At 68.4% G+C, this 24,666-nt stretch carries 19 protein-coding genes; 14 read left to right on the forward strand and 5 right to left on the reverse strand.

The window, feature by feature from the left end:
- Position 1: 1 nt before the first annotated feature.
- A complete protein-coding gene (locus OX958_RS15205; RefSeq protein ID WP_270138281.1) occupies positions 2-3,088 on the forward strand; it encodes a sacsin N-terminal ATP-binding-like domain-containing protein in 3,087 nt (1,028 codons plus the stop codon).
- Positions 3,089-3,131: 43 nt separating this feature from the next.
- Here the strand turns inward: OX958_RS15205 and OX958_RS15210 are convergent, their stop codons facing one another.
- The 4 genes from OX958_RS15210 to OX958_RS15225 form a co-directional block, all read right to left on the reverse strand.
- Complete coding sequence (locus tag OX958_RS15210; protein ID WP_270138283.1) at positions 3,132-3,713, reverse strand: carboxymuconolactone decarboxylase family protein; 582 nt, start codon at positions 3,711-3,713, stop codon at positions 3,132-3,134.
- The gene (locus OX958_RS15215) at positions 3,713-4,513 is read right to left on the reverse strand and encodes a class I SAM-dependent methyltransferase (protein WP_270138285.1); all 801 of its coding nucleotides are present in this window, start codon (positions 4,511-4,513) and stop codon (positions 3,713-3,715) included. Before OX958_RS15215 ends, OX958_RS15210 begins: the two co-directional genes overlap by 1 nt.
- Entirely contained in the window at positions 4,510-6,315 is a 1,806-nt protein-coding gene (locus tag OX958_RS15220) for a BTAD domain-containing putative transcriptional regulator (protein ID WP_270138287.1), read from the reverse strand. Before OX958_RS15220 ends, OX958_RS15215 begins: the two co-directional genes overlap by 4 nt.
- Positions 6,316-6,462: 147 nt before the next feature.
- The gene (locus tag OX958_RS15225) at positions 6,463-7,290 is read right to left on the reverse strand and encodes a class I SAM-dependent methyltransferase (RefSeq protein ID WP_270138289.1); all 828 of its coding nucleotides are present in this window, start codon (positions 7,288-7,290) and stop codon (positions 6,463-6,465) included.
- A gap of 234 nt (positions 7,291-7,524) precedes the next feature.
- Between OX958_RS15225 and OX958_RS15230 the strand changes: the two genes are divergently transcribed.
- The 11 genes from OX958_RS15230 to ispH all read left to right on the forward strand — a co-directional run bounded on the left by OX958_RS15230 (position 7,525) and on the right by ispH (position 22,606).
- Positions 7,525-9,141, forward strand: coding sequence for a DUF4132 domain-containing protein (locus OX958_RS15230; protein WP_270138291.1), 1,617 nt, complete (start codon positions 7,525-7,527; stop codon positions 9,139-9,141).
- 303 nt (positions 9,142-9,444) lie between these two features.
- Positions 9,445-11,271 carry an ABC transporter substrate-binding protein gene (locus OX958_RS15235; protein ID WP_270138293.1) on the forward strand — a complete coding sequence of 609 codons (1,827 nt, stop codon included), beginning with the start codon at positions 9,445-9,447 and terminating at the stop codon, positions 11,269-11,271.
- The gene (locus OX958_RS15240) at positions 11,268-12,362 is read left to right on the forward strand and encodes an ABC transporter permease (RefSeq protein WP_270138295.1); all 1,095 of its coding nucleotides are present in this window, start codon (positions 11,268-11,270) and stop codon (positions 12,360-12,362) included. The genes OX958_RS15235 and OX958_RS15240 overlap by 4 nt, the downstream gene beginning before the upstream one ends.
- 5 nt (positions 12,363-12,367) lie before the next feature.
- Complete coding sequence (locus tag OX958_RS15245; protein ID WP_270138297.1) at positions 12,368-13,243, forward strand: ABC transporter permease; 876 nt, start codon at positions 12,368-12,370, stop codon at positions 13,241-13,243.
- Complete coding sequence (locus OX958_RS15250) at positions 13,236-14,051, forward strand: ABC transporter ATP-binding protein (protein ID WP_270138299.1); 816 nt, start codon at positions 13,236-13,238, stop codon at positions 14,049-14,051. Before OX958_RS15245 ends, OX958_RS15250 begins: the two co-directional genes overlap by 8 nt.
- Positions 14,048-14,932: an ABC transporter ATP-binding protein gene (locus OX958_RS15255; protein WP_270138301.1), complete on the forward strand. Its 885-nt coding sequence runs from the start codon at positions 14,048-14,050 to the stop codon at positions 14,930-14,932. Before OX958_RS15250 ends, OX958_RS15255 begins: the two co-directional genes overlap by 4 nt.
- A gap of 528 nt (positions 14,933-15,460) precedes the next feature.
- A complete protein-coding gene (locus OX958_RS15260; RefSeq protein ID WP_270138303.1) occupies positions 15,461-16,882 on the forward strand; it encodes a family 2B encapsulin nanocompartment shell protein in 1,422 nt (473 codons plus the stop codon).
- Between the two features lie 5 nt (positions 16,883-16,887).
- Positions 16,888-19,194, forward strand: a complete 2,307-nt coding sequence (locus OX958_RS15265; protein WP_270138305.1) for a terpene synthase family protein — start codon at positions 16,888-16,890, stop codon at positions 19,192-19,194.
- A complete protein-coding gene (locus OX958_RS15270) occupies positions 19,191-20,579 on the forward strand; it encodes a family 2B encapsulin nanocompartment shell protein (protein WP_270138307.1) in 1,389 nt (462 codons plus the stop codon). Before OX958_RS15265 ends, OX958_RS15270 begins: the two co-directional genes overlap by 4 nt.
- 11 nt (positions 20,580-20,590) lie before the next feature.
- Positions 20,591-21,643 carry a family 2 encapsulin nanocompartment cargo protein polyprenyl transferase gene (locus OX958_RS15275; protein WP_270138309.1) on the forward strand — a complete coding sequence of 351 codons (1,053 nt, stop codon included), beginning with the start codon at positions 20,591-20,593 and terminating at the stop codon, positions 21,641-21,643.
- 27 nt (positions 21,644-21,670) lie between these two features.
- The gene (ispH, locus tag OX958_RS15280) at positions 21,671-22,606 is read left to right on the forward strand and encodes a 4-hydroxy-3-methylbut-2-enyl diphosphate reductase (protein WP_270138311.1); all 936 of its coding nucleotides are present in this window, start codon (positions 21,671-21,673) and stop codon (positions 22,604-22,606) included.
- On the opposite strand, the gene OX958_RS15285 is transcribed toward ispH, so the two are convergent.
- Positions 22,575-22,802 carry a hypothetical protein gene (locus OX958_RS15285; protein ID WP_270139220.1) on the reverse strand — a complete coding sequence of 76 codons (228 nt, stop codon included), beginning with the start codon at positions 22,800-22,802 and terminating at the stop codon, positions 22,575-22,577. The genes ispH and OX958_RS15285 overlap by 32 nt on opposite strands.
- Here OX958_RS15285 and ispG point away from each other — a divergent pair.
- The gene (gene ispG, locus OX958_RS15290) at positions 22,801-23,901 is read left to right on the forward strand and encodes a flavodoxin-dependent (E)-4-hydroxy-3-methylbut-2-enyl-diphosphate synthase (protein ID WP_270139071.1); all 1,101 of its coding nucleotides are present in this window, start codon (positions 22,801-22,803) and stop codon (positions 23,899-23,901) included. The genes OX958_RS15285 and ispG overlap by 2 nt on opposite strands.
- Positions 23,898-24,665 carry a bestrophin-like domain gene (locus OX958_RS15295; protein ID WP_270138313.1) on the forward strand — a complete coding sequence of 256 codons (768 nt, stop codon included), beginning with the start codon at positions 23,898-23,900 and terminating at the stop codon, positions 24,663-24,665. The genes ispG and OX958_RS15295 overlap by 4 nt, the downstream gene beginning before the upstream one ends.
- Position 24,666: the final 1 nt, after the last annotated feature.

Genomic DNA, 24,666 nt, shown 5'->3' on the forward strand with positions numbered 1-24,666 from the left:
GGTGATCGACGAGTTTGGGATTGCCGGGATTCGGGAGCGGGTGCTGGCTGCCTGGGCGGCGGCGCCGGTTCGGTTCAGGGAGGACGCCAACGCCGAGGAGGATCTCGCGCTCGGTGGCTATCTGGATCGAGTGGTGGTCGAGCTCGCTCAGAACGCGGCGGACGCGGCGGCCCGGGCCGGTGTGCCGGGGCGGGTGCAGTTCTCGTTGCGCGGTGGAACGCTGGTGGTCTCCAACACCGGTGCGCCGCTGACCGCTGAGGGCGTCGAGTCGCTGGCGACGCTACGCGCATCGGCCAAGCGGGACGACTCGGAGAGCGCTGTCGGGCGGTTCGGCGTCGGCTTCTCAGCGGTGCTGGCGGTGACCGACGAGCCGGTGATCCTGTCGCGCTCTGGTGGCGTCCGGTTCTCCCGGGCCGACAGTGCGGCAGCCGTCGCCGCTGTGCAGTCACCGAGTCTGGACACCGAGGTACGTCGACGCGACGGCCAGGTCCCCGTACTGCGGCTGCCGTTCGAGGCTGAGGGCGAGCCGCCAGAGGGTTACGACACCGCGGTGATCCTGCCGCTCCGCGATGAAGCCGCAGCCGAGCTGGTACGCCGTTTGCTGGCGGCAGCCGACGACGCGTTGCTGCTCGCGCTCCCTGGTCTCGAGCGGATCGAGATCGACCTCGACGGGTCGGTGCGCGAGCTGGCCGACGTCGAGTCGCGCTGGTTCGTGCAACGCGCGTCCGGCGTACTCGACGAGAGCGACAGAGAGCGCTTACTCGCCGACCGGCCGACCGAGGAACGCGCCCGCCCATACTGGTCGGTCCTCTGGGCGTTGCCCCGCAGCGCTGCCCAGACGCAGCAAGCCGAGTCCCTGCCGACACTGGGCGCCGAGCCGTTCGAGGCAGGCGCAACGCTGACGCCGGCCGCCAACTTGGTCGAGACAGGCTCGGCGTCGGTGCCGGGTGCTGCGTTGCCTGGGGTGGTTCATGCGCCGACGCCTACTGACGAGCCGCTGTCGTTGCCTGCGTTGCTGTTGGCAACCTTTCCGCTCGACCCGTCGCGGCGGCATGTTGCTGCGGGGCCATTGACCGATCGCCTTGTGCAGGAGGCGGCTGCGGCTTACGCGGAGTTGCTTCGCGCTCGCGCTGAGGACGGCGCCAAGGTGCTGTCGCTGGTACCGACCGGGCTTGCGGCGGGTGCGTTGGATCGCGCTCTCCGAGATGCGATCCTCGCCGCGTTACCAGGTACGCCGATCTTGCGTGCGGTCGAGGATGGCGCGCCGCTGCGGCCGCGGGACGCCGTGGTGGTCGAGGGCTCGGATGCCGCGTTCGACACGGTGCTCGCGCCGATCGTCAACGGACTGGTCGGTTCACCGCGGCAGGACCGGACAGCGCTCGACGCTCTGGGAGTCCGTCGTCTCGATCTCGCGGAGCTGGTCGATCAGCTCGGTTCAGTGGCCGCGGCGGAGTCGCCTGCCTGGTGGCAAGGAGTGTATGGAGCGCTCTCTGCCATGGTCACGGATCCGTTGCTCCGTGAGTCTCTGGGCACGCTTCCCGTCCCGCTGGCCGACGGGCGGTTGGTCCGCGGAGTACGCGGTCTCCTGCTGCCGAGTAGCGAACTGCCGGCCGGCGTCCTGGCAACCTTCGGCGAGTACGGCGTACGCGTCGTGCATCCGGAGGCCGTTCACTCATCGCTCGAACGTCTTGGGGCGCTACCGCTGTCCGCCCGGGCTCTGCTGGAAGACAGCGCGGTGCGATCGGCGGTCGAACACTCCGCCGAGGCGGACGATCCCGATGTCATCGCGGACGCGGTACTGACCGTGGTCGCCGCGGACGTTTCGCAGGCAGAGGGTCTGTGGTGGCTGTCCGACCTGGTACTGCGGGATGCCGACGGCGAACTCGTTCCGGCCAACGCCCTGGTGATCGCCGGGTCGGATGCTGCTGCGGTGCTCGACGAGGAGGAAGTAGCGCCGATCGACCACGCGGTCGTGGAGCGCTACGGTCTGCCCGCGGTCGAGGCAGTTGGCGTGCTGAACTCGCTGGGCACGGTCTCGGCTTCGGATGTGACGCTCGACGAGTTGCCGGAGGCGTTGAAGGATCTCGACGGCATCGAGGACTGGGCCGACGACGTCGCGCCCGACGGTTCGCGGTTCGGGGTGACGGTCGGAGAACTGATCGCGGTGCGCGATCTCGACTGGATCGTGGACGATGCCTGGCCGCGGGTGCTCGAGCTGTTCGGGACCTCGCCGGAACTGCGGCGGGCGCTGGTCGAGACGGTCCGCGTGATCGGACCCGACGACCGTCCGCACGGCGCGACGTCGTACTCGGCGTGGTGGATCAGAGAGCGCGTTCTGCTGGCGGACGGCGAGCCGCTGGCCGGCCGGGCCGACCCGGAGGCGTACCCGATTCTGGCGGACTTCCTCGATGCTGCCCCGGACTGGACTGCGCGGCTGGATCCTGAGGTGCGGACCGCGGTGGGGCTGGTGCGGGTCGTCAGTGATCTGGACGCGGCTGGTGTGGAGCTGTTGTTGGACCGGCTGGCTGATCCAGAGCGGGCGGTCGAGGAGAGCGCGCTCTTGCGGTTGTGGAGTCACTTGGGGGTGCACTCGGCTTATCCGGGCGACACGCCGGACGACGTACGGGTGCTGGACGGTAGTGGCGTCACCACCGTGATGAGTGCGGGGGAGTCCGTGGTCGCGGACGCGCCGATGTGGTTGCAGCGAACGGATCTCGGCGGTTTCGTCGTGGCCTCCGGTGCTGCCGCGGACGGGTTGAGCGATCTGCTCGACGTGCCGATGGCCGGAGAAGTTGCTGATGGCAACATCGACAGCGAGGGGAGCGAGGCCGAGGTGCCGGAGCTGGTACGGGAGCTGGTGCCTGAGGCTCCCACCACCTGGTGGGAGCACGAGGAGCTGACCGTGGACGGTGTCGAGGTGTCGTGGTGGGTGGACGAGAACCGGCAACCCCACGCGGCCACCTTTGACGGCCTCGCGAAAGCGCTCGCTTGGTCGTCGGGGCGCTGGGATCAGCGCCATGTGATTCGAGCCGTTCTGAGCGAGCCGGACAGGGCCACAGAACTACGAATCGACGCTACGTTCGACTGACACTGCGCGGTCGGTGGCCGGCCACCGCCCTGCCCTGCCGGCTTCAGCTGTCGATGGGGCGGCCGTAGGTGATGGCTTCGAGGACCGGCTGTGGGGCCAGTGAGCGGTAGGCGGCGTCGGGGTTGGCGCCGAGGGCGTCGTTGATGGTGGAGAAGGCGACGCGCAGGGCTACGAAAGCCGTCAGGCCGAAGATCTGGTGGTCGGTCCAGCCTGCGGTGCGGAGGCTCTGGACGTCCTCGGGTGTCGTGCTGTTGGGATCGCGGGCGACCTTGCGGGCCCACTCGGCCAAGGCGTGTTCGTCGGCGGACAGGCCGGAGTCGTCGCCGCGCAGTACGCCGGCGGCGAGCTTCTCGTCGGTCGCACCGGCCAGTTTGGTGCCCCAGGCAACGGAACAGTAGGAGTCGCCGAGGGCGGAGGCGCAGGCGGCGACCAGGATTCCGCGCTGGCGGAAGGTCAGCCCGTGCTCGTGGACGAGATCGCGCAGCAGCGCGAACAGTTGCTGCTGCAGGGCCGGGTCGTACGCCCAGATCCGCGAGGCGTTCATCACGAACCCGAGCTCCTCGACGTCCTCGGCGAACAGCTCCTCCGCCGCGGCGTCCGGCTCCGGTAGATCGAGAAAACTCATCAGCTTGCCTTCCTTGCCAGATAACCGCTGACCGCGATCTCGGCCCGCAGCGGAAGCCCCTCGCGCACCCGCTCCCGAGCCTGGGCGACCGCTGCTTCGAAGAACTCCGTCTCGCCCACGTGCTGAATCGCCTCGTACGCCGGTCCGGTGGCGGCGAGCGCTCTCGCGTACCCCTCCGGATCCGGAAACTCCCAAGCGAACGGTATCGAGATCCGCTCCACTTCGACGAACCCGAACCGCGAGAGCAACTCCTCACCAGCCCCCGGCCGCCCGAGCGACACCATGTTCGCCTGGTTCGCGACCTTCGCCGTCGACGCCAGCCGGAACGGTTGCAGCGCCCACACCCCGGGCGACTGCTTGAGGTGCCCCCAGACGGTCAGCCCGACCCGTCCACCGGGCACCAGGACGCGATGGATCTCGCCCAGCGCGGCGGGCGTGGTACCCCAGACTCCCCGGAAGCTGGTGACCACATCGAAACTCCCGTCCGCCCACGGCAGCGCATGCATGTCACCGACCCGGAGATCCGAATCGGGACTGCGGTCCCGCGCCACGGCGACCAGTCGTCCCGAGGCGTCGATACCGGCGCAGCGAGCGCCACGCGCTCGGGCGAGCTCGACTGCAAGCCCTGCTCCACAAGCGATGTCGAGCACGAGATCGCGCTCTCCGATGCCCAGCCGATGGTGCAGGGCGACGTACTCGCGGCAGTTGGCCGGCTCGCTCAAGGTCGCGAAGTCGACGGCTCGCCGGCCCCAGCCCTCGTCGACGACGGTCCAGTCCGCCGCGGCGGTTCCAGTGGTCATGATTCCCCCTGAAGAATGAGATCGGTCAGCGCGGGATTGTCGATCCCGGCGCCGAGCAACCGCGCCGACGAGGCCGCTGAGGAGTCGCCGAGCCGTGCCTGGTGCAGCTTGGCCCGGACCATCAACTCACGCATGTCGCACCGCGCGGCGAGCGCGGCCAACTGGGTCACCAGCGGCGCCGCCCGTTGCTGGTCGTCACGCGCCAGCGCCGCCGTACTGGCTGCATCGAGGACGTGCGCATGCACCCACTGATAGCGGTCCGGTTCGCGACAGGCCCGGCTGACCGCTTGGGTCAGCCACTCTGACGCCCTCGCATGGTCGCCGCGGCCCGTGCTGAGCAGGCCCAGGCCACGGCCCGCCATTCCTTCCCAGCAAGGATCATTGAGCTGGCAGCCGAGCACCCAGGCCTGTTCGAACCCGTCGGCGGCGGCGTCGAGATCGCCCGCGTACAGGTCGAGCTCGGCGTTCAGAGCCTGCGGCCACGGCAGGAAGGCGATCCAGCGCTCCTGCCTGACCAGGTCGAGCGATTCCCGTACGATCGCGGCCGCCTGGCTGTACTCCGCGCGGAGCAGATGCGCCCGCCCCATGATCGACAGCGACCACGCCTGCTGCCGCCGGTCCCCACAACGCGCGGCAGCTTCCACTGAGGCGCTGAGATGCTCGAAGGCCGCCGGATAGTCGCCCTGGTCCGACGAGTTCATCCCGCGGACGCCGAGGATCGCGGCGTGTTCTTGGTCGGTTTCGGCCAGCGCCTGCGCCTTGGCCAGCCAGGCGTTGGCCGTCTGCCGGCGTCCGGCCTGTACCTCGACGAATCCGAGCTCCCGGTGCGCGAACACCGAAGTACTCCGGTCGCCCGACTGCTCGGCGACCAGGATCGCCTCGTGCAGCACGATCGCACCTTCCTCGTCGCGACCGCGGATGGCGTGCACGAGCGCACCACCCAGCGCCGCGAGAGCGCGACCTCGCAGTACCGGATTCTTGCAGTGCTCCGCCTCAGAGACCGCTCTCCGGAGACACTGCAGACCGGCATCGACAGCCCCTGCGACGATCGCCGCCCGTCCGGCTTCCAGCTGGCTGGCCGCCGCGGCCCTGCCACCCAGCGCGGGGCCGACAGTGGAGCCGGGCCCGACCTGGGACGCCTCGCGCAGAGCAGGAGAAGGCTGGAGTCCCAGTTCTCGGCGCAGCAGGTCTTCACAAACAGCGATCTGGCGGAGCGCGGCAGTCCGGTCCCCAGAGATCGCCAGACTGCGGACCAGCAGTTCGTGATTGCCTTGCTCCAACGGGTTCAGGGCAACGGCCTTCGACGCGTAGGCGATGGCGTCAGCTGCTCGACCACTTGCCACCATCGAGACAGCGGTCTCCCGCAACCGCCCCTCGATAGCTGCCGAGAGCCGGTGCCGCTCCACCAGAAGCCAGGACTCGAACTCCGGGCAGAAGGCGAGCTCCACCCCTTCGAGCAACTCGCCACTCAGCTCCAGCAACGGTTCCGGATCGGCAGAGTGCTCTGTCACCACCATGATGTCCACCGTGGTCTCCGGGCTGAGCGCGATGACCAGCGGGTCGCCAGTGATGACCTCCCCGCCACCCAACGCCCGTCGCAGCTCGGCCAGCGACCAGCGCAATGCCCCCAGCGGATCGTCTGCATCGGCGAACAGCAGCTCCGCCAGCCGCTTGCGGGTCGGCGGCCGCTCTGCCAGCAGCAGGTAGGCCAGCAACGCCCACGTCTTGCGTCCCCGCGGCGGTCGAGCCGGCCCGACGGCCTGCTCGATCGACGGCTTTCCCAGCAACCTGATCCTGCTCATGCCTGTCACCCCCTCCCCGAACCACAGTGTGGCGCACCGACCGCCCCCCGGCGAGTGCCACGGCCGATGCGCCTCACTACTGCGCCAGCACCTGATAGGTACTGCGTCAGCGCCGATCTACTGCATCAGCGCTCGGCGGCTGCCGCGTCAGCGCCGCACGCCGACCGCTTCCAGGTACTCCCCGTGCGCAGCGACCGTGCCGTCGCCGGCCTTGTTGTAGGCGCGCGGTACCTCGGCCAGGTCGGCCGCGAAGGCCGCCAGGTCCTCGGCGGAGAGCGTTCCCGCGAGGCGGGTGATCGGGCCGTAGTACTGCCGGAACCACTCGGAGAAGTGCTCCAGCGAGTGGTACCGGAACACGTAGTCGCGCTTGGTGAGCGCGATCCACTCGACCCGGTCACCGAACAGCCCCGCCAGGTGTTCCTGGTCGCCCCACAGCGTGGCCGGCTTCACCCCGGCCGGTGGCGGCGCCCACTTGCCGACAGTACGGAACATGTCGCCGATCATCCCGGTCGGCGTCCAGCTGGCGAGCGCGATCTTGCCGCCGGGCTTGGTCACCCGGACCAGCTCGTCCGCGGCGCGCTGGTGGTCCGGTGCGAACATCACGCCGACGGTGCTGCCGACCAGGTCGAACGAGGCGTCCGGGACCGGCAGCTTCTCCGCGTCACCCTCCAGGAACGTGACGTCCAGGTGCTCGGCGGCGGCCCGTTCCCGGCCCTGCTCCAGCAGGTTGACCGCATAGTCGACCCCGGTCGCGTCGGCGAACCGCCGTGCGGCCGCCATCGCCACGTTGCCTTGTCCACAGGCGACGTCCAGCACCGTCTGACCGGCCCGCACGTCCGCCGCCTCGACGAGCAGCTCGGCGATGATCTGCAGCGTGTTGCCGACCCGCGGGTAGTCCCCGGTCTCCCAGCCGGCCCGTTGCTTGGCCTTGATCGCCTCGAAATCGATCGCCGTACCCGTCACTTCGGTGCTCATCTGCTTCCCCCTCGACTGGCGTTGTTCCCAACGCGGTGACGAACTGCGCTCCCCAGCAGCGGCACCGCCTTCCGCGGTGTGGTTCCGATCAGATCGCGCCGGCGTGTGACGGGCCGTGTGACGCCGCCGGTGACCCTCCGGCAGTGCACGATCACGAAATTGTCGGACGTCCCTGGTACTAGTTTCTCTGCCAGACCCAGGACGGGACGGCGTGACTGCGGAGGGGATCCGGGCATGGGCGAGATCAGTGGGGGCATCACGGCGGAGCTGCCGCCGCCCGACGAGCGCATCGGTCGAGAGTCGGTCGTCGAGCAGGCCACGGCGGCGTCGGTCAAGGCACTGCCGAAGAGTGTCGAGTGGCTGCGGTGGGAAAAGATGCCGTCGGTGCGCTGGGCCGGCTGCGACGAGGTGGTGCCGGTAGAGGTCCTGAAGTGGCTGGTGGGACAAGCGGTGAAGGCCAAGTCGCCCGAGCCCGGCTCGCAGCTGCGGACGTACGGCGCGCTGCTGGACCCGGCCGACCGGGAGGCGTTCGGCCAATATCTGCTACAGGCCTGGCTGGCTGAGGATCTGAGGTCGGTCGACGGCGAGGTGGTGGGCTCGGCGGTCGCGTCGAAAGGCCTGCTGGCGCTGGTGGCGGTCTGTGCACGGGAGTGGGTGGCGCCGTCGGTGGAGCGCTACCTGAAGAAGTGGTGCGGACAGCGCTCCGCGCAGGCCAGGGCCCTGATCGGGATGCTGGCCTGGGTGGAGCATCCCGGCGCGACGCAGCTGATGCTGTCGACCGGTTCGCGGGTTCGCACCAAGGGCATCCAGGACGAGGTGGCCAAGCAGGCCGGTGCGCTGGCCGAACGCCGGGGCTGGTCGGCCGACGAGCTGGCGGACCGGACGATCCCGACGGCGGGCTTCGACGAGTTCGGCGTGATCGAGCTCCGTTTCGGTGACCAGGTCTTCAGCGCCGTACTGCGGCCGGACCTGACGATCGAACTGCGCTCACCGGACGGGCAGAAGATCGGTGCCCTGCCGGTGTCGAAACGGTCTGAGGACGAGAAGACCGTGGTGGCGGCGATGAGATTCCTGAACCAGGCCAAGAAGGAGCTGCAGGCGATCGCGCAACTGCAGAGCGAGCGGCTGTACGACGCTTTGTGCACCGGGCGCACCTGGGCGGCGGACGACTGGCAGCGCTACTTCAACGAGCACCCGGTCCTCCGTCATCTGGTCCAGCGGCTCGCTTGGATCGCGACGACGGCCGACGGCGCGACGGTGTTCCGCCCGCTGGACGACAGCACCTTCGTCGACGTCGAGGGCAAGGATCTGATGCTTCCGTCCGACGCGGTCATCGCCGTCGCGCACGACAGTCTGCTGGATCCGGCAACTGTCGAAGCCTGGCAGGAGCACCTGGCCGCCCGTGGGATCGATCCGCTGTTCCGACAGTTCGGCAAAGGCACCTACCTGTTACCGGAGCAGTTGTCCGGGGCAACTGAAGTGAAGGATTTCCAAGGGCACCTGCTGCAGGCATTTGCCTTGAGGGGAAGGGCCGCCGAGCTCGGCTACACCCGTGGTCCGACCGGCGCCGGTGGCCGGTTCCGCGAGTACACGAAGCACTTCCCGACGCTGGGACTGACCGCCGTCGTCGGTTTCAGCGGGAACCAGTTGCCCGAGCGCAACCAGCCCGTCGCGCTCACGACCCTGTCGTTCCGGCAGGGCGATCCTGACGGCCCGGTGCTGTCGGCGCGCCTGTCCGACCTGCCGGCCGTGCTGCTGTCCGAGGTCTACCACGATCTCCGCCTGATGGCCGCCGACGGAACCGGGTTCGACCCGGACTGGCAACGCAAGAGCGACGTCGCAGGAAGCTGAGTAGATCGGCCCCTGCTGGAGCGCCTGAGGGCGCTCCAGCAGGTGGCTCAAGTGGTCAGCCGACGGAGCGCCTTCGTTGTCAGAGGTTGATATATCCACTGATCAGCGGGTTTCGCGCAGATGTTGTCATGCCCGCGCAAAGTCTTGCCAACGTTGTCATCGCTACTTATAGTCCGAGAAACGTTTCCAGCGGTGATCACCGCGCTGAGGCAAGCGAAACGGAGGTGGCTTCCATCACATCGGTCCGGCCAGGTGCCGGGTGAGGAGAGTCCGGTCAGGACTCGGATCGAAGGGAACCACCTCGTGAACGACGTGCCGCGCCCGCAGTTCGAGAACGTCTCCGAAGTCGTCCGTCACCAGCTGAGCCGACGTGCCGTGGTGGGAGGGGGAGCGGCCGCGGTGGCCGGCCTCCTGGCCGCGTGTTCCGGCTCCGGCTCGTACTCCGACAAGCCCGCGAACAAACCCGCCGCCACCAAGTCGATCCAGATCGGCAAGGCGAACATCCCGGTGCCCCGGGACCAGACGGTGATCGTCGGCCAGGTCGAGTACACCGTGTTCGACAGCTTCAACACGATGATCCCCAACGGTGCCCCGTCCGGTGCCGGGTTCGAGATCTGCCGGGAGGCGATGTTCTACCTGAGTTTCGCCACCGGTGAGCTGAAGCCGTGGCTGGCCACGGGCTACAAGTACAACGACGCGCACACCGAGCTGACCATCGACTTCGACCCCAAGGCGAAGTGGAACGACGGGCAGCCGGTGACCGCGAACGACTTCAAGTTCACCGTGCTGCTGCTGAAGGACCGGCCGGAGCTGTTCGGCGGCGGGGGTGAGCTGAAGGAGTTCGTCAAGGACATCCAGCTCCCCGGCCAGCACACCGCGGTGATCACCCTGACCAAGGCGACGCCGCGGTTCCACTACAACTTCATCGCCGCGATCGCCGCCGGGTTCGACATGCTGCCCGAGCACGTCTGGAAGGGCAAGGACCCGACCAAGTTCAAGGACAGTACGCCGGTGCGGACCGGTCCGTACAAGCTCAAGCAGGCGATCCGGAACCAGAAGATGTTCGTCTGGGAGAAGAACCCGGACTACTGGGCCAAGGACAAGCTCGACGTCGGACCGCGGTACGTCGTCTTCCAGAGCACCTCCAAGCAGGCCGACCAGGCCGCGCTCGCGTTCGAGCGGGCCGAGTTCGACGTCGGCTCGATCGACGAGCAGCACGCCAAGCAACTGCGCAACGGCGGCTACCCGAACCTGCAGACCACACAGTTCCACGACCCCAACCCGCGAGTGCTGTGGCTGAACTGCGACGCCTCGCGCGGGGTGATCGCCGAGGAGAAGATGCGCTGGGCGATCAACTACTGCCTGGACCGGGAGAAGATCGGCAAGTCGATCTGGCCGGTCGAGGTGCCGGCCGCGATCTACCCGTGGGCCGACTACCCGACCAACGACCAGTGGAAGAACGACGAACTGGCCGCGAAGTACAAGTTCGAGTTCAGCCCGGCGAAGGCGACCGAGCTGCTGGACCAGATCTGCCCGAAGAACTCGGCCGGCAAGCGCACGTACCAAGGCAAAGAGGTCAACCTCGAGATCATCACCGCCTCGCCGGTCGACGGCGGTGAGTACGCGATCGCCAACGTGCTGAAGACCGACCTGGCCAAGGTCGGCGTACCGGCCACGCTGCGCAGTCTGTCCGGCAGCGTGCACGGCGAGAAGTTCGAGCGCGGCGAGTACGACATCGACGCCAACTGGGCCGGCTTCGCCTTCGACCCGGCGCAGATGTACGCCGACTGGGAGAGCACCAGAGCCCAGCCTGTCGGCAAGAACGCGGCCGGCAAGAACAAGATGCGCTTCCGCGACCCGGCGTTCGACCAGGTGTCGCGCAAGCTGGCCGCGATGGATCCCACCTCGCCGGAGGCGAAACCGCTGCTGGACCAGGCGCTGGAGGTCTACTTCCAGAAGCTGCCGCTGCTCCCGGTGATCCAGACCGGCTACCCGTCGTACTTCAACACCGCGTTCTGGACCGGCTGGCCGACCGACGACGACCTGTACGAAGTACCGCTGAACTGGTGGCAGCACTTCGTTTTCGTGCTGGGCAAGATCAAGCCGACCGGGCAGAAGGGGCCGGCGTGACGGCTGAGGCGCCGCCGGTGGCGGTCGTGGACGAGGCGCGCAGACCCGTACCCCGGTCCGGGGTGCGCGCCTGGATGTCCCGGCACCCGCTGCTGGCGTACGCCGTGCGCCGCTTCGGGCTCTACCTGGTGGAACTGTGGGGCGCGCTCACGATCGCGTTCTTCTTCTTCCGGCTGATGCCCGGTGACCCGATCCAGACGCTGATCCAGAGCCTGCAGCAGAACTACGTCTACAACCAGCAGGCCAGCGCGGAGATCATCGCCCGCTACCAGCAGGAGTTCGGACTGGACGGCAACATCTTCACGCAGTACCTGAAGTACATGAACAACCTGGTCCTGCACGGTGACATGGGGCCGTCGCTGATCAACTACCCGACTCCCGCGCAGGACGTGATCCTGCGGGCGCTGCCGTGGACGATCGGCCTGCTCGGCATCTCGGCGGTCCTGTCCTGGGTGCTCGGCATCGTCGTCGGCGCGATCGCCGGCTGGCGGCGCGGCAAGCTCGGCTCGTCGGTCATCACCAACCTGTCGATCGCGCTGGCCCACGTGCCGTTCTTCTTCGTCGCGCTGATCCTGGTCTACGTCTTCGCCTACACCCTCGGCTGGCTGCCGGCGCGGTCGGCGTACGACTCGAACCTCAGTCCGGGGCTGAACGCGGAGTTCATCGGCAGCGTGCTGAAGTACGGGCTGCTGCCGGGCCTGTCGATCGTCGGGATCGGCGCGATGGGCTGGATCCTGTCGACCCGGATGCTGATGGTCCCGGTGCTCGGCGAGGACTACCTGGTGTACGCCGAAGCGAAGGGCCTCAAGCCGTGGCGGATCCTGACCCGCTACGCGTTGCGCAACTGCTACCTGCCCCAGGTGACCGCCTTCGGCATCTCGCTCGGCTTCATCTTCAACGGCAACGTCCTGGTGGAGCAGCTTTTCAACTATCCCGGCCTCGGAACCACCCTGGTGACCGCCATCCAGCAACTCGACTTCAACACCATCCTCGGCGTCACGAACATGGCGATCTTCTCCGTCCTGACCGCCGTTCTGCTGCTCGATCTCCTGCTCCCGTTGCTCGATCCGCGCGTCAAGTACTGGAAGTGATGACGATGAGAATCGTGAGAGCGGTACTGCGGACGGTCCGCAACAGCAGGCGGCTGGCTTTCGGGCTGGTGATCCTGGCGGTGATGGTGTTGCTGGCCGTGTTCAGCCCGCTGATCGTCAGCGGGATCGGGGGCGGGATCGATCCGCTCGAGCTGGCGGCGTACGAGCGGTGGCTGGTGCCGTCGCCGGACCATCTGCTCGGTACCGACCAGTTCGGCCGGGACGTGCTGGCGATGGTGGTGAGCGCGCTCTCGGTGTCGCTGCAGATCGGTGCGATCGCCGGCCTGATCTCCACCGTGGTCGGGGTGATCGTCGCGTTCGTGGCCGGCTACAAGGGTGGCTGGATCGACAACGTTCTCTCCACGTTCACCGGCATCCTGCTGGTGATCCCGACGTTTCCGCTGCTGATCGCGCTGTCGGCGTACGCGAAGAACGTGACGCTGTTCCAGGTCGGGGTGATGATCTCGATCTTCTCCTGGCCGTTCGCGGCCAAGACCATCCGTTCCCAGGTGCTCAGCCTGAGATCGCGCCCGTACGTCGATCTGGCCCGGGTCAGCAAGGCGCGCGATCTGGAGATCATCACCACCGAGCTGCTGCCGAACCTGCTCCCGTTCATCGGCGTCGGGTTCGCCTCGTCGGCGCTCGGCGCGATCTTCGGGCTGGTCGGCCTGGAGGTGATCGGGCTCGGGCCCGGCGGGGTGATCGATCTGGGCCAGATCATCTTCAACGCGATCAACACCGGCGCGCTGACGCTGGGGGCCTGGCCGATGTTCGTGGTGCCGATCGTGTTGCTGACGTTGCTGTTCGCGGCCCTGAACCTGATCAACATCGGCCTCGAAGAGGTCTACAACCCGCGGCTGAGAGGAGTGGCCGGTGAGTGAGCAGACCGTACTGGAGGTGTCCGGCCTCGAGGTCGTCTACTCGACCGACAAGGGCGACGTACGAGCCGTGCAGGAGCTGGACCTGTCCGTCCGGCGCGGCGAGATCCTCGGGATCGCGGGGGAGTCCGGCAGCGGCAAGTCCACTCTCGCGGTGGCGCTGCTGCGGCTGCTCAAGCCGCCGGGCCGGGTGACCGCCGGCTCGGCGGTCTTCCACCGCAAGGGTGGCTCGCCGGTGGACCTGATGAAGGTCCAGGGCGAGGAGCTGCGGGTCCTGCGCTGGAGCGCGCTCTCCTATCTTCCGCAGGGCTCACAGAGCTCGCTCAATCCGGTGATGCGGGTCGAGGACCAGTTCAGGGACGTCATCCTCGAACACGCGCCGGCCCGGAAGGTCGGGCTCTCCGAGCTGATCGGGCGCCTGCTCGACCAGGTCGGGCTGGAACCGCGGGTGGCCCGGATGTACCCGCACGAGCTGTCCGGCGGGATGAAGCAACGGGTGCTGATGGCGATCTGTGTCGCGCTCGAACCCGACCTGGTGATCGCCGACGAGCCGACCACCGCGCTGGACGTCACGATCCAGCGGGTAATCCTGCAGAGCCTCGCGGATCTGCGGCGCGACTTCGGGGTGACGCTGATGGTGATCTCCCACGACATGGGCGTGCACGCGCAGCTGGCCGACCGGGTGGCCGTGATGTACGAGGGCCGGCTGGTCGAGATCGGCGACGTCCATCAGATCTTCAAGGATCCGCGGCACGAGTACACCCGGCAGCTGATCGACTCGATCCCGCGACTCGGAAGGAGGGCGTCATGACCGCCGAGAAGGTGATCGAGCTGCGCGGCGTCCAGCAGCGTTTCCATGCCAGAGGAACCCCTGACGGCTATCTGACCGCGGTGGCCGACGCCACCTTCCGCCTCGACGCGCATCCGCCGCAGGTGGTCAGCCTGGTCGGGCAGAGCGGCAGCGGCAAGAGCACGATTGCTCGCAACGTCCTCGGTCTGCAGAAGCCGACCGCCGGCACCATCACGTACGGCGGCAAGGACATCTTCAAGCTCGACCGCGCCGAGTACGACGAGTACCGGCGCAACGTGCAGCCCGTCTTCCAGGACCCGTACTCGATCTTCAACCCGTTCTACCGGGTCGACCGGGTGCTGTGGAAGACGGTCAGGAAATTCGGGCTGGCCGGTACCCGCGAGGCCGGCCTGGCGCTGATCGAGGAGTCGCTGCGAGCGGTCAGCCTCGATCCCGGCCGGGTGCTGGGCCGCTACCCGCACCAGCTCTCCGGTGGCCAGCGGCAACGGATCATGCTGGCCCGGATCCACATGCTCCGGCCGGCCTTCGTGATCGCCGACGAACCGGTCTCGATGCTGGACGCCCAGATCCGCAAGATGTTCCTCGACATCCTGCTCGACTTCCAGCGCGAGTACGGCATGACGACGCTGTTCATCACCCACGACCTGTCCACCGTCTACTACCTCGGCGGCCAGGTGATGGTGATCACCAAAGGCGAGATCGTCGAGCGCGGCCCGGTCACCGAGGTGATGCACACCCCGATTCATCCCTACACCCGCCTGCTGCTCGACTCCATCCCGCAACCGGACCCCGACGCCCGTTGGACCACCCGCATCGACGTCAACGAGACCGGCGCCACCCCACCCACCGGCGCGGCCCCGGAGTCCACACCGATCATCTGACCTGGTTGCACCAGCACGCGCTCCACCGAACCCCCAAGTTCGGTGGAGCGCTTGTTTGACTGCGGTCAAAACGGTGGTATCGATTCCATAACCAAAGCCGGCGAGAGGTTGCCGACGGCATCGGGAGAGGTTGCCGGGAGCAAGGGGAGCGGGGCGGAACGGTGATTCCTCGGGGTGGTTCGGGGATTGTTTCGGGGGTTTGAAAGGTTTGGAAAAACTTGCAGGTGTGCTCATCTTGACGCGTCTGGTGAGTATTCGGTTACCGTTTGTCACATAGCGGTCGAGACGGTGGGACACAGGGCGAACTGGGCGCCGGCAGTCTGTGGCCCGACCGGAGTCCTTTCGTGGGCTGTCGGCCGATCGAAGCAGCCGAGCTGATTCGACCAATCCATCGATCGGGTGCCTGTGCACCCGTACCTGTTGCGCGCCGGTCCACCCGCCGGCGAGCTGACCCCTGCCCGGATGGGCGCGACAACGCCCGTGACCGGGCGCGACAACGTGAACCGCGAACGAATGGTGGTGGGTAGTGTGACCTTGACCGAGCCGGCCTCGTCGGATGTCAACGCCAATGGGCAGAAGCCTCAGCTGAGCCTGGGTACCGCAGCGGCCCGCAACCTGGCGACGACGACCAAGTCCGAGCCACAGATGCAGGGCATCACCTCACGGTGGTTGCTGAAGTTGCTGCCCTGGGTGGAGGCCAAGGGCGGGGCCTACCGGGTGAACCGCCGGCTGAGCTACGCCGTCGGCGACGGGCGGGTCACCTTCACCACGGCGGGCGCCGAGGTCCGGGTGATCCCGCAAGAGCTGTGCGAGCTCGCACTGCTGCGCAGCTACGACGACGTCGACGTATTGACCGCGCTGGCGGATCGCTTTGTCCAGCAGGAGTTCCAGCCCGGCGACGTGATCGTCGAGCGCGGTACGCCGGCCGACCAGATCTGCCTGATCGCGCACGGCAAGGTGAACAAGGTCGGCGTCGGCCAGTACGGCGACGAGTCGGTGCTGGAGACGCTGACCGACGGCGACCACTTCACCTACCGGGCGATCCTGGAGACCGACGACTTCTGGGAGTTCACCGTCAAGGCGGTCACCCCGTGCACGTTGCTGTCCCTGTCGCAGGACGCGTTCGAGGAGCTGGTCGGCCGGGCGGACAGCCTGCGGGAGCACGTCGAGCGGTTCCGCAACAGCCCGGAGCACGCCAAGGACGAGTACGGCGAGGCGTCGATCGACGTGGCGTCCGGCCACGAGGGGGAGTCCGACCTGCCGGGCACGTACGTCGACTACGAGACGACCCCGCGTGAGTACGAGCTGAGCGTCGCCCAGACCGTGCTGCGGGTGCACACCCGGGTGGCGGACCTCTACAACCACCCGATGGACCAGACCGAACAGCAGTTGCGGCTGACCATCCAGGCGCTGCGCGAGCGGCAAGAGCACGAGATGATCAACAACCGCGACTTCGGCCTGCTGCACAACGCGGATCTGAGCATGCGGATCCCGACCCGCAGCGGCCCGCCGACCCCGGGTGACCTGGACGACCTGCTCAGCCTGGTCTGGAAGGAGCCGGCCTTCTTCCTGGCCCACCCGCGCTCGATCGCCGCCTTCGGACGGGAGTGCACCAAGGCCGGGATCTATCCCGACAGCATCGACGTCGGCGGTCACCGGCTGCCGGCCTGGCGCGGCGTACCGATCTTCCCGTCGAACAAGCTCGGGATCAGCGAGACCAGGACCAGCTCGATCCTGTTGATGCGCACGGGGGAGGACAGCCAGGGCGTGATCGGTCTGCACCAGACCGGCCTGCCCGACGAGTACGAGCCCGGGCTGTCGGTGCGCTTCATGAACATCTCCGAGAAGGCGATCATCAACTACCTGGTCAGCGCCTACTACTCGACCGCCGTCCTGGTCCCGGACGCGCTCGGCGTGCTCGAAGGCGTCGAAATCGGGCGGGAAGGCTAAGGCCCGTGGCGCCGCAGCCGTACGAGCTGCCCGACTTCTACGTGCCCCATCCGGCCAGGATCAGCCCGTTCCTGGAAGGAGCCCGGGCGCACAGCAAGGCCTGGGCCTACGAGTTCGACATGATCGACGTCCCCCAGCAGGGCAGGGCGATCTGGGACGAGCACGACTTCGACTCCCACGACTACGCGTTGCTGTGTGCCTACACGCATCCCGACGCGACCGGTCCCGCGCTGGACCTGGTCACCGACTGGTACGTCTGGGTCTTCTACTTCGACGACCACTTCCTGGAGCTCTACAAGAAGACCCGGGACATGGCCGGCGCGAAGGCCTACCTGGACCGGCTGCCGTTGTTCATGCCGGTCGAGGGGCCGATCACCGAGATCCCGCAGAACCCGGTCGAACGCGGTCTGGTCGACCTGTGGAACCGCACGGTCCCGTCGATGTCAGCGGGCTGGCGGCAACGCTTCATCGGTACGACGGAAGCGCTGCTGGCCGAGTCGCTGTGGGAGCTGACCAACATCAGCGCCGGCCGGGTCGCCAACCCGATCGAGTACGTCGAGATGCGGCGCAAGGTCGGCGGTGCCCCGTGGTCGGCGAACCTGGTCGAGTACGCGAGCAACGCGGAGGTGCCGGCCGAGGTCGCCGGGACCCGGGCGATGCAGGTGCTCAGCGACACGTTCTCCGACGCGGTCCACCTGCGCAACGACCTGTTCTCCTACCAGCGCGAGGTGGAGACCGAAGGGGAGGTGAACAACGGCGTCCTGGTGGTGGAGCGCTTTCTCGGCTGCACCCCGCAGCGTGCCGCGGACACCGTCAACGACATTCTCACGTCGCGGTTGCACCAGTTCGAGAACACCGCGGTGGCCGAGATCCCGCCGCTGCTGGCGGAGAACCTGGTCGGCCCGCAGGGGCAGCTCGACGTACTGAACTACGTGAAGGGCCTGCAGGACTGGCAGTCCGGCGGGCACGAGTGGCACCTGCGGTCGAGCCGCTACATGAACAACGGCGGCAAGGCGGCACTCGGCGGACCGACAGGACTCGGTACGTCGGCCGCTCGCCTGCTCTCCTCGCTCGTGGCCACCGCGCCGTACCGGCTCAGGAGCCACAGCTTCCAACCCTTTCAACCGGTGGGGGAGACTCCTCTGCCGCGCTTTCATATGCCGTACGCCGCCAAGCGCAGTCCCCATCTCGAGCAGTCGAGGGCTCACATCCGTGAGTGGGCGCTCGAGATGGGGCTGCTGGACGGAACCGTGTGGGACGCCCAGGCGCTCGAGGACAACGACCTGCCCCTGTGCGCGGCGGGGATCCACCCCGACGCGACGCTGGAAGCACTGAATTTGTCCTCGGACTGGCTGGCCTGGGGGACCTACGCCGACGACTACTACCCGGTGGTCTTCGGCCGGACCCGCGACATGGCAGGAGCGAAGGCGACCACCAGACGGTTGTCGGAGCTGATGCCGATCGAGGGGGCGGCCACCGTGGTCCCGGTGACGCCGCTGGAGCGCAGCCTGGCGGACCTGTGGGTCCGGACCGCCGGCCCGATGCCGGTGGACAACAGACGGGACTTCAAGGCGGCCGTCGACATCATGACGGACAGCTGGCTGTGGGAGCTGGCGAACATGTTCCAGAACCGGATCCCCGACCCGGTCGACTACATCGAGATGCGCCGCCGGACCTTCGGCTCGGACCTCACCATGAGCCTGTGCCGGATCGGGCACGGCCGCACGGTGCCGCCGGAGATCTACCGGTCCCGGCCGATCCGGGCGATGGAGAACGCGGCGGCCGACTACGCCTGCATGCTGAACGACGTCTTCTCGTACCGCAAGGAGATCGAGTTCGAGGGCGAGTTCCACAACGTCGTGCTGGTGGTGCAGAACTTCTTCGGCTGCGACCGCGACACCGCGCTCGGCCTGGTCGACGCGCTGATGACGGCGCGGATGCAGGAGTTCGAGCGGCTGGTGGCGGTGGACCTGCCGATCCTGTTCACCGACTTCGGTCTCGACGACGAGGTCCGGCGGATCCTCACCGGCTACGCCGAGGAGCTGCAGAACTGGATGTCCGGGATCCTCGTCTGGCACGACGGCTGCCACCGCTACGAGGAAGCGACCCTGCACGCCAGGGCCGCGCAGCCGGTCGGACCGCTGCGCTCCCTGGGCGGAGCGAACGGCCTGGGAACCTCGGCCGCGCGCCTGCACCTCAGCCGTCCCGCGGTCGCCGCACCCGGCCCCGGAACGCGGCCGGGAAGACCCACCACCCCTGACCTCAGACCCCGGCACCTCGTTGGTGCGCGCAGATCGGAAGGTGCTTCGTGACGGCGATCGATCAGGACAAGCCACAGCTGAGTCTCGGGACCGAAGCCGCCAGGCAGCTGGCGAGCACGACCAAGTCGGTACCGCAGATGCAGGGCATCTCGCCGCGGTGGCTGCTCCGGATGCTGCCCTGGGTGGAGACCCAGGGCGGTGCGTACCGGGTCAACCGGCGGACCAGCTTCGCGGTCGGTGACGGCCGGTTGAGCTTCTCGGCGACCGGGGCGGACGTCCGGGTGATCCCGGCCGAGCTCACCGAGCTGCCGCCGCTGCGGGACTTCGCCGACGAGGACGTGCTGGCCGCGCTGGCGGACCGGTTCTACCAGCAGGAGTACCAGCCCGGCGACGTGATCGCCGAGTTCGGCAGCCGGGTCGACGAGGTGGTGCTGATCGCGCACGGCAAGGTGGCCAAGCTCGGCACCGGCCCGTACGGCGACGGCACCGACCTGGGAACAGTTGCCGACGGCGACTATCTCGGCGAGGCGCTGCTGACCGAGCCGCCCGAGAACCTCTGGGAGTTCACCGCCAAGGCGCTCACCCGGGTCACCGTCCTGAAGCTGCACCGCACCGACTTCAACAACCTGGCCGAGCAGTCCGCGGCCCTGCGGCAGCACCTCGACGAGGTCCGGCAGCGCCCTCAGCAGGCCCAGAACAAGTTCGGTGAGGCGGCGATCGAGGTCGCTTCGGGGCACGCAGGCGAGGACGACCTGCCCGGCACCTTCGTCGACTACGACCCGGCGCCGCGCGAGTACGAGCTGAGCGTCGCCCAGACGATCCTGCGGGTGCAGACCCGGGTCGCGGATCTCTACAACCATCCGATGAACCAGACCGAGCAGCAGTTGCGGCTGACGATCGAGGCGTTGCGGGAGCGGCAGGAGTCCGAGCTGATCAACAACCGCGACTTCGGGCTGCTGCACAACGCGGACTTCCAGCAGTGCATCTACACCAGGACCGGACCGCCGACGCCGGACGACTTCGACGAGCTGCTGACCCGGCGCCGCAAGCCGCGGTTGCTGCTGGCCCATCCGCGGGCGATCGCGGCGTTCGGCCGGGAGTGCACCCGGCGCGGCGTGCTGGGCGAGACGGTGGAGGTCGAGGGGCAGCGGGTGCAGGCGTGGCGCGGGGTACCGCTGCTGCCCTGCAACAAGATCCCGATCTCGAACACCAACACCACCTCGGTGCTGGTACTGCGGACCGGGCTGGACGACGAGGGGGTCGTCGGCCTGCGGCAGACCGGGCTGCCGGACGAGGTCGAACCCGGCCTGAACGCCCGCTTCATGGGCATCAGCGAGAAGGCGATCAGTTCCTACCTGGTCAGCACCTACTACTCGGTGGCTGTCCTCGTCCCGGACGCGCTCGGCGTTCTGGAAAACGTCGAACTCGGTGGATGAGGAGTCGCATCATGTCCACTCTCCAAGAGACCGGCCGAAGCGCCGTGCCCGGCCGATCCGCTCAGCAGCTTCTGGCCTGGAGTCGCGATCAGGTCGAACCGGCGCTCCGCGCGGCCGTCGGCACCATGCCGCTGGCCACTCAGCGCATCACCAACTACCACTTCGGCTGGGAGGACGAAGAGGGAGCTCCGGCCCACGCCGACGGCGGCAAGGCGCTCCGTCCGGCGCTGGTGCTGCTGGCTGCTCAAGCCGTCGGCGGTACCGCGGAAGCTGCGGTCCCCGCCGCGGTGGCGGTCGAGCTGGTGCACAACTTCTCCCTGCTGCACGACGACGTCATGGACTGCGACCTGACCCGGCGGCACCGGGCAACGGCCTGGTCCGTGTTCGGTCTCGGCCCGGCGATCCTGGCCGGGGACGCCCTGCTGAGCCTGGCGTTCGAGGTCCTGGTCGACAGCGGCAACCATGCGGCGGACGAAGCGGCCAGGATGCTCGGCTCGGGCGTCCAGGAACTGGTCGACGGGCAGCTGTCCGACTCGCACTTCGAGACCCGTGACGACGTGGTGCTGTCGGAGTGCGTCCGGATGGCCCAGCTCAAGACCGGTGCGTTGCTGGGCTGTTCGACGGCTCTCGGCGCGCTGTTCGGTGGCGGGCGGTCCGAGCAGGTCGACCACCTTCGCCTGTACGGCGAGGACCTCGGGCTCGCCTACCAGTACGTCGACGACCTGCTGGGGATCTGGGGCGATCCGTTGGTCACCGGGAAGCCGGTGCACGCCGATCTGCGGCGGCGGAAGAAGTCGCTGCCGGTGATCGCGGCGCTGACCTCCGGGACCGAGGCCGGTCGCGAGCTGGCGGCGATGTACCACCGCAAGGACGACCTGTCCGACGCCGAGCTGGCGCACGCGGCGAGGTTGATCGAGCGGACCGGAGCGAGGGAGCAGAGCCAGCTGCAGGCGGACGCCCTGCTGGCCGCCTCGCTGGGGGAACTGGCGTCGGCTCGGGTTCTCGAGCCGGGCGCCGGCGAGCTGGAACGCCTGGCCAGGCTGGCCACGCGCCGCGATCGGTGACGAGTGCTATCGGTGAAGGGGGAAACGATGACGACACGCACCATCCTGCTGGCCTCGCCACGCTCGTTCTGCGCGGGCGTGGAGCGGGCCATCGAAGTGGTCGAGCAACTGCTGGTCCAGCGCGGCCGCCCGGTCTACGTGCGCAAGCAGATCGTGCACAACACCCACGTGGTGGCCGACCTGGAGAGCCGGGGGGCCGTCTTCGTCGACGAGCTGGACGCCGTACCGGCCGGCGCCACGGTGGTCTTCTCGGCGCACGGAGTCTCCCCGGCGGTCCGCAGTGAGGCGGATCGTCGGGGGCTGGACGTGGTCGACGCGACCTGTCCGCTGGTCACCAAGGTGCACGCCGAGGCCCGCCGGTACGCCGCTCGCGGCGACACCGTGGTCCTGATCGGGCACGCGGGCCACGAAGAGGTCGAGGGGACGATGGGGGAGGCGCTCGAGCAGACCGTGCTGGTGGAGACGGTCGAGGACGTCGAGCGGCTGCAGGTGGCGGATCCGGCGCGGGTCTCCTACCTGACCCAGACCACCTTGGCGGTGGATGAGACGACCGCGATACTCGATGCCCTGCGCAACAAGTTCCGGGGGCTCAAGGGACCGGCCGAGGCCGATATCTGTTACGCCACCACGAACCGGCAGGAGTCGCTCGCGGCGATCGCCGAGGAGTCGGACCTGGTGCTGGTGGTCGGGTCGGCGAACTCGTCGAACTCCCGCCGGCTGGTCGAGCTGGCGCTGAAGCACGGGACGCCGGCTCATCTGATCGACGACGCCTCGGTGGTCGACGCGCACTGGCTCGACGGTGTCCAGGTGGTCGGGCTGACTGCCGGGGCCTCGGCGCCGCCACGGCTGGTCGACGGCGTGATCGAGTGGCTGCGCGAGTTCGGGCCGGTCGAGGTGGTCGAGCGGGAGATCACCCGCGAGACGATCCACTTCACCCTGCCGTCGGCGGTGAGGCAGGCATGACGGCGGTGGACCCGGCAGCACGGCCCGTTGCCGGCCCGGCATCGCGGCCGGCCGGAGCCGCGCCGGTCGGACTCGGCAGGCCGAGCTCTCCTACGGCCACCCCGGGCGGAGTCGGCACGCCGAGCTCTCCTACGGCCACCCCCGGCAGAGTCGGCACGCCGAGCTCTTCTGCGGCCAACCCGGTCGGCCTGGGCATGCCGGCGCTTCCCGTTTCCGCCCCGCGCCGCGGGTCGCGTGCGCTTGCGGTGGGCGGTGTCCAGGTCGGGGGCGGAGCGCCGGTTTCCGTGCAGTCGATGACGACCACGCCGACCGCGGACGTCGACGCGACGCTGCAGCAGATCGCCGAACTGACCGCGGCCGGCTGCCAGATCGTGCGGGTGGCCGTGCCGTCGCAGGACGACGCCGACGCGCTGCCGGCGATCGCGTCGAAGTCGGGGATTCCGGTGATCGCCGACATCCACTTCCAGCCGAAGTACGTGTTCGCCGCGATCGACGCGGGCTGCGCGGCGGTCCGGGTGAACCCGGGCAACATCCGCAGGTTCGACGACCAGGTGAAGGAGATCGCGCGGGCGGCGGCCGACGCCTCGGTACCGATCCGGATCGGGGTGAACGCGGGGTCGCTGGACCAGCGGTTGCTGGCGAAGTACGGGAAGGCGACGCCGGCGGCGCTGGTGGAGTCCGCGCTGTGGGAGTGCTCGCTGTTCGAGGAGCACGGGTTCACCGATCTGAAGCTGTCGGTGAAACACCACGACCCGCTGGTGATGATGGCCGCCTACCGTGAGCTGGCCGGACGCTGCGACTATCCGCTGCACCTCGGCGTGACCGAGGCGGGCCCGTTGTTCCAGGGCACGATCAAGTCGGCGGTCGCGTTCGGAGTCCTGCTGGCCGAGGGGATCGGGGACACCATCCGGGTCTCGTTGTCGGCGCCGCCGGTCGAGGAGGTCAAGGTCGGGATCGGGATCCTGGAGTCGCTCGGGCTGCGGCCGCGGCGGCTGGAGATCGTCTCCTGCCCGTCCTGTGGCCGCGCGCAGGTGGACGTCTACAAGCTGGCCGAGCAGGTGACGGCCGCGTTCGAGGGGTTTCCGGTGCCGCTGCGGGTGGCGGTGATGGGCTGCGTCGTGAACGGTCCGGGAGAGGCCCGCGAGGCCGATCTCGGGGTGTCGTCGGGCAACGGCAAGGGCCAGATCTTCGTCAAGGGCGAGATCGTCCGGACCGTACCGGAAAGTCAGATCGTCGAGGCGCTGCTCGAAGAGGCGATGAGCCACGAGTGGCCGGCAAGTGAGGACGACGGATGAGCCTTTATCTGACCGGACTGTTCTGGGTGGTCGGCGTGATGGCGCTGACCGCCGTGCTCGCGGTGATCCTGCGCCGGGCCCGGCAGCGGGTCGGCCGGGAGGCGAACAACGAGGTGGCCGGCCAGGTCTTCACCGTGGTCGGCGGAGTCAACGTGGTGATCGCCGCGTTCGTGCTGATCTCGCTGTTCGACGCGATGGACAAGGCCCAGGACACGACGTACGAGGAAGCGAACGCGCTGGTCGCGGTGCAGTGGGCCGGCGAGTCGCTGGCCGAGCCGGAGCGGTCGAAGATCCAGCAACTGACCCGGTCGTACGCGACGGTGGTGTCGGAGCAGGAGTGGCCGGACATGCAGGCGGGCCGCCCGGTCAGTGCCGAGGGCTGGACCCTGCTGACCACTCTGCAGACGACGGTCGAGGGCGCCAAGACGACCACCGAGCGGCAGGAGAACAGCCGGGTCGACGCGGCCTCGCAGATCTGGAACGTCTACCAGGCCAGGCAGGTGCGGCTGAACTCGAGCGGTAGCGGGGTCAGCTCGGTGGTCTGGTTCGCGATCATGGTCGGCAGTGTGATGTCGGTGGCGCTGATGTTCATGTTCGGCGGCCCGGGGCTGTACTCGTACGCGATCATCGTGTCGATGCTGTCGGGCGCGATCGGGCTGCTGCTGTTCGCGATCTACCAGCTGCAGAATCCGTTCAGCGGTGGTGCCAGCGTCGGCCCGGACGCCTTCGTGTCCGCCCTGGCCAGGCTGAGTCACGGCGGTTGAC

The organism is Kribbella sp. CA-293567 (assembly GCF_027627575.1).
In the GTDB taxonomy this organism is placed as follows: domain Bacteria; phylum Actinomycetota; class Actinomycetes; order Propionibacteriales; family Kribbellaceae; genus Kribbella.

Coding starts and splice junctions, on each gene's coding strand:
- OX958_RS15255 (WP_270138301.1), top strand. CDS start 14,048: ATGACCGCCGAGAAGGTGATCGAGCTGCGCGGCGTCCAGCAGCGTTTC.
- OX958_RS15210 (WP_270138283.1), bottom strand. CDS start 3,713: ATGAGTTTTCTCGATCTACCGGAGCCGGACGCCGCGGCGGAGGAGCTG.
- OX958_RS15225 (WP_270138289.1), bottom strand. CDS start 7,290: ATGAGCACCGAAGTGACGGGTACGGCGATCGATTTCGAGGCGATCAAG.
- OX958_RS15275 (WP_270138309.1), top strand. CDS start 20,591: ATGTCCACTCTCCAAGAGACCGGCCGAAGCGCCGTGCCCGGCCGATCC.
- OX958_RS15215 (WP_270138285.1), bottom strand. CDS start 4,513: ATGACCACTGGAACCGCCGCGGCGGACTGGACCGTCGTCGACGAGGGC.
- OX958_RS15245 (WP_270138297.1), top strand. CDS start 12,368: ATGAGAATCGTGAGAGCGGTACTGCGGACGGTCCGCAACAGCAGGCGG.
- ispG (WP_270139071.1), top strand. CDS start 22,801: ATGCCGGCGCTTCCCGTTTCCGCCCCGCGCCGCGGGTCGCGTGCGCTT.
- ispH (WP_270138311.1), top strand. CDS start 21,671: ATGACGACACGCACCATCCTGCTGGCCTCGCCACGCTCGTTCTGCGCG.
- OX958_RS15285 (WP_270139220.1), bottom strand. CDS start 22,802: ATGCCCAGGCCGACCGGGTTGGCCGCAGAAGAGCTCGGCGTGCCGACT.
- OX958_RS15230 (WP_270138291.1), top strand. CDS start 7,525: ATGGGCGAGATCAGTGGGGGCATCACGGCGGAGCTGCCGCCGCCCGAC.
- OX958_RS15220 (WP_270138287.1), bottom strand. CDS start 6,315: ATGAGCAGGATCAGGTTGCTGGGAAAGCCGTCGATCGAGCAGGCCGTC.
- OX958_RS15295 (WP_270138313.1), top strand. CDS start 23,898: ATGAGCCTTTATCTGACCGGACTGTTCTGGGTGGTCGGCGTGATGGCG.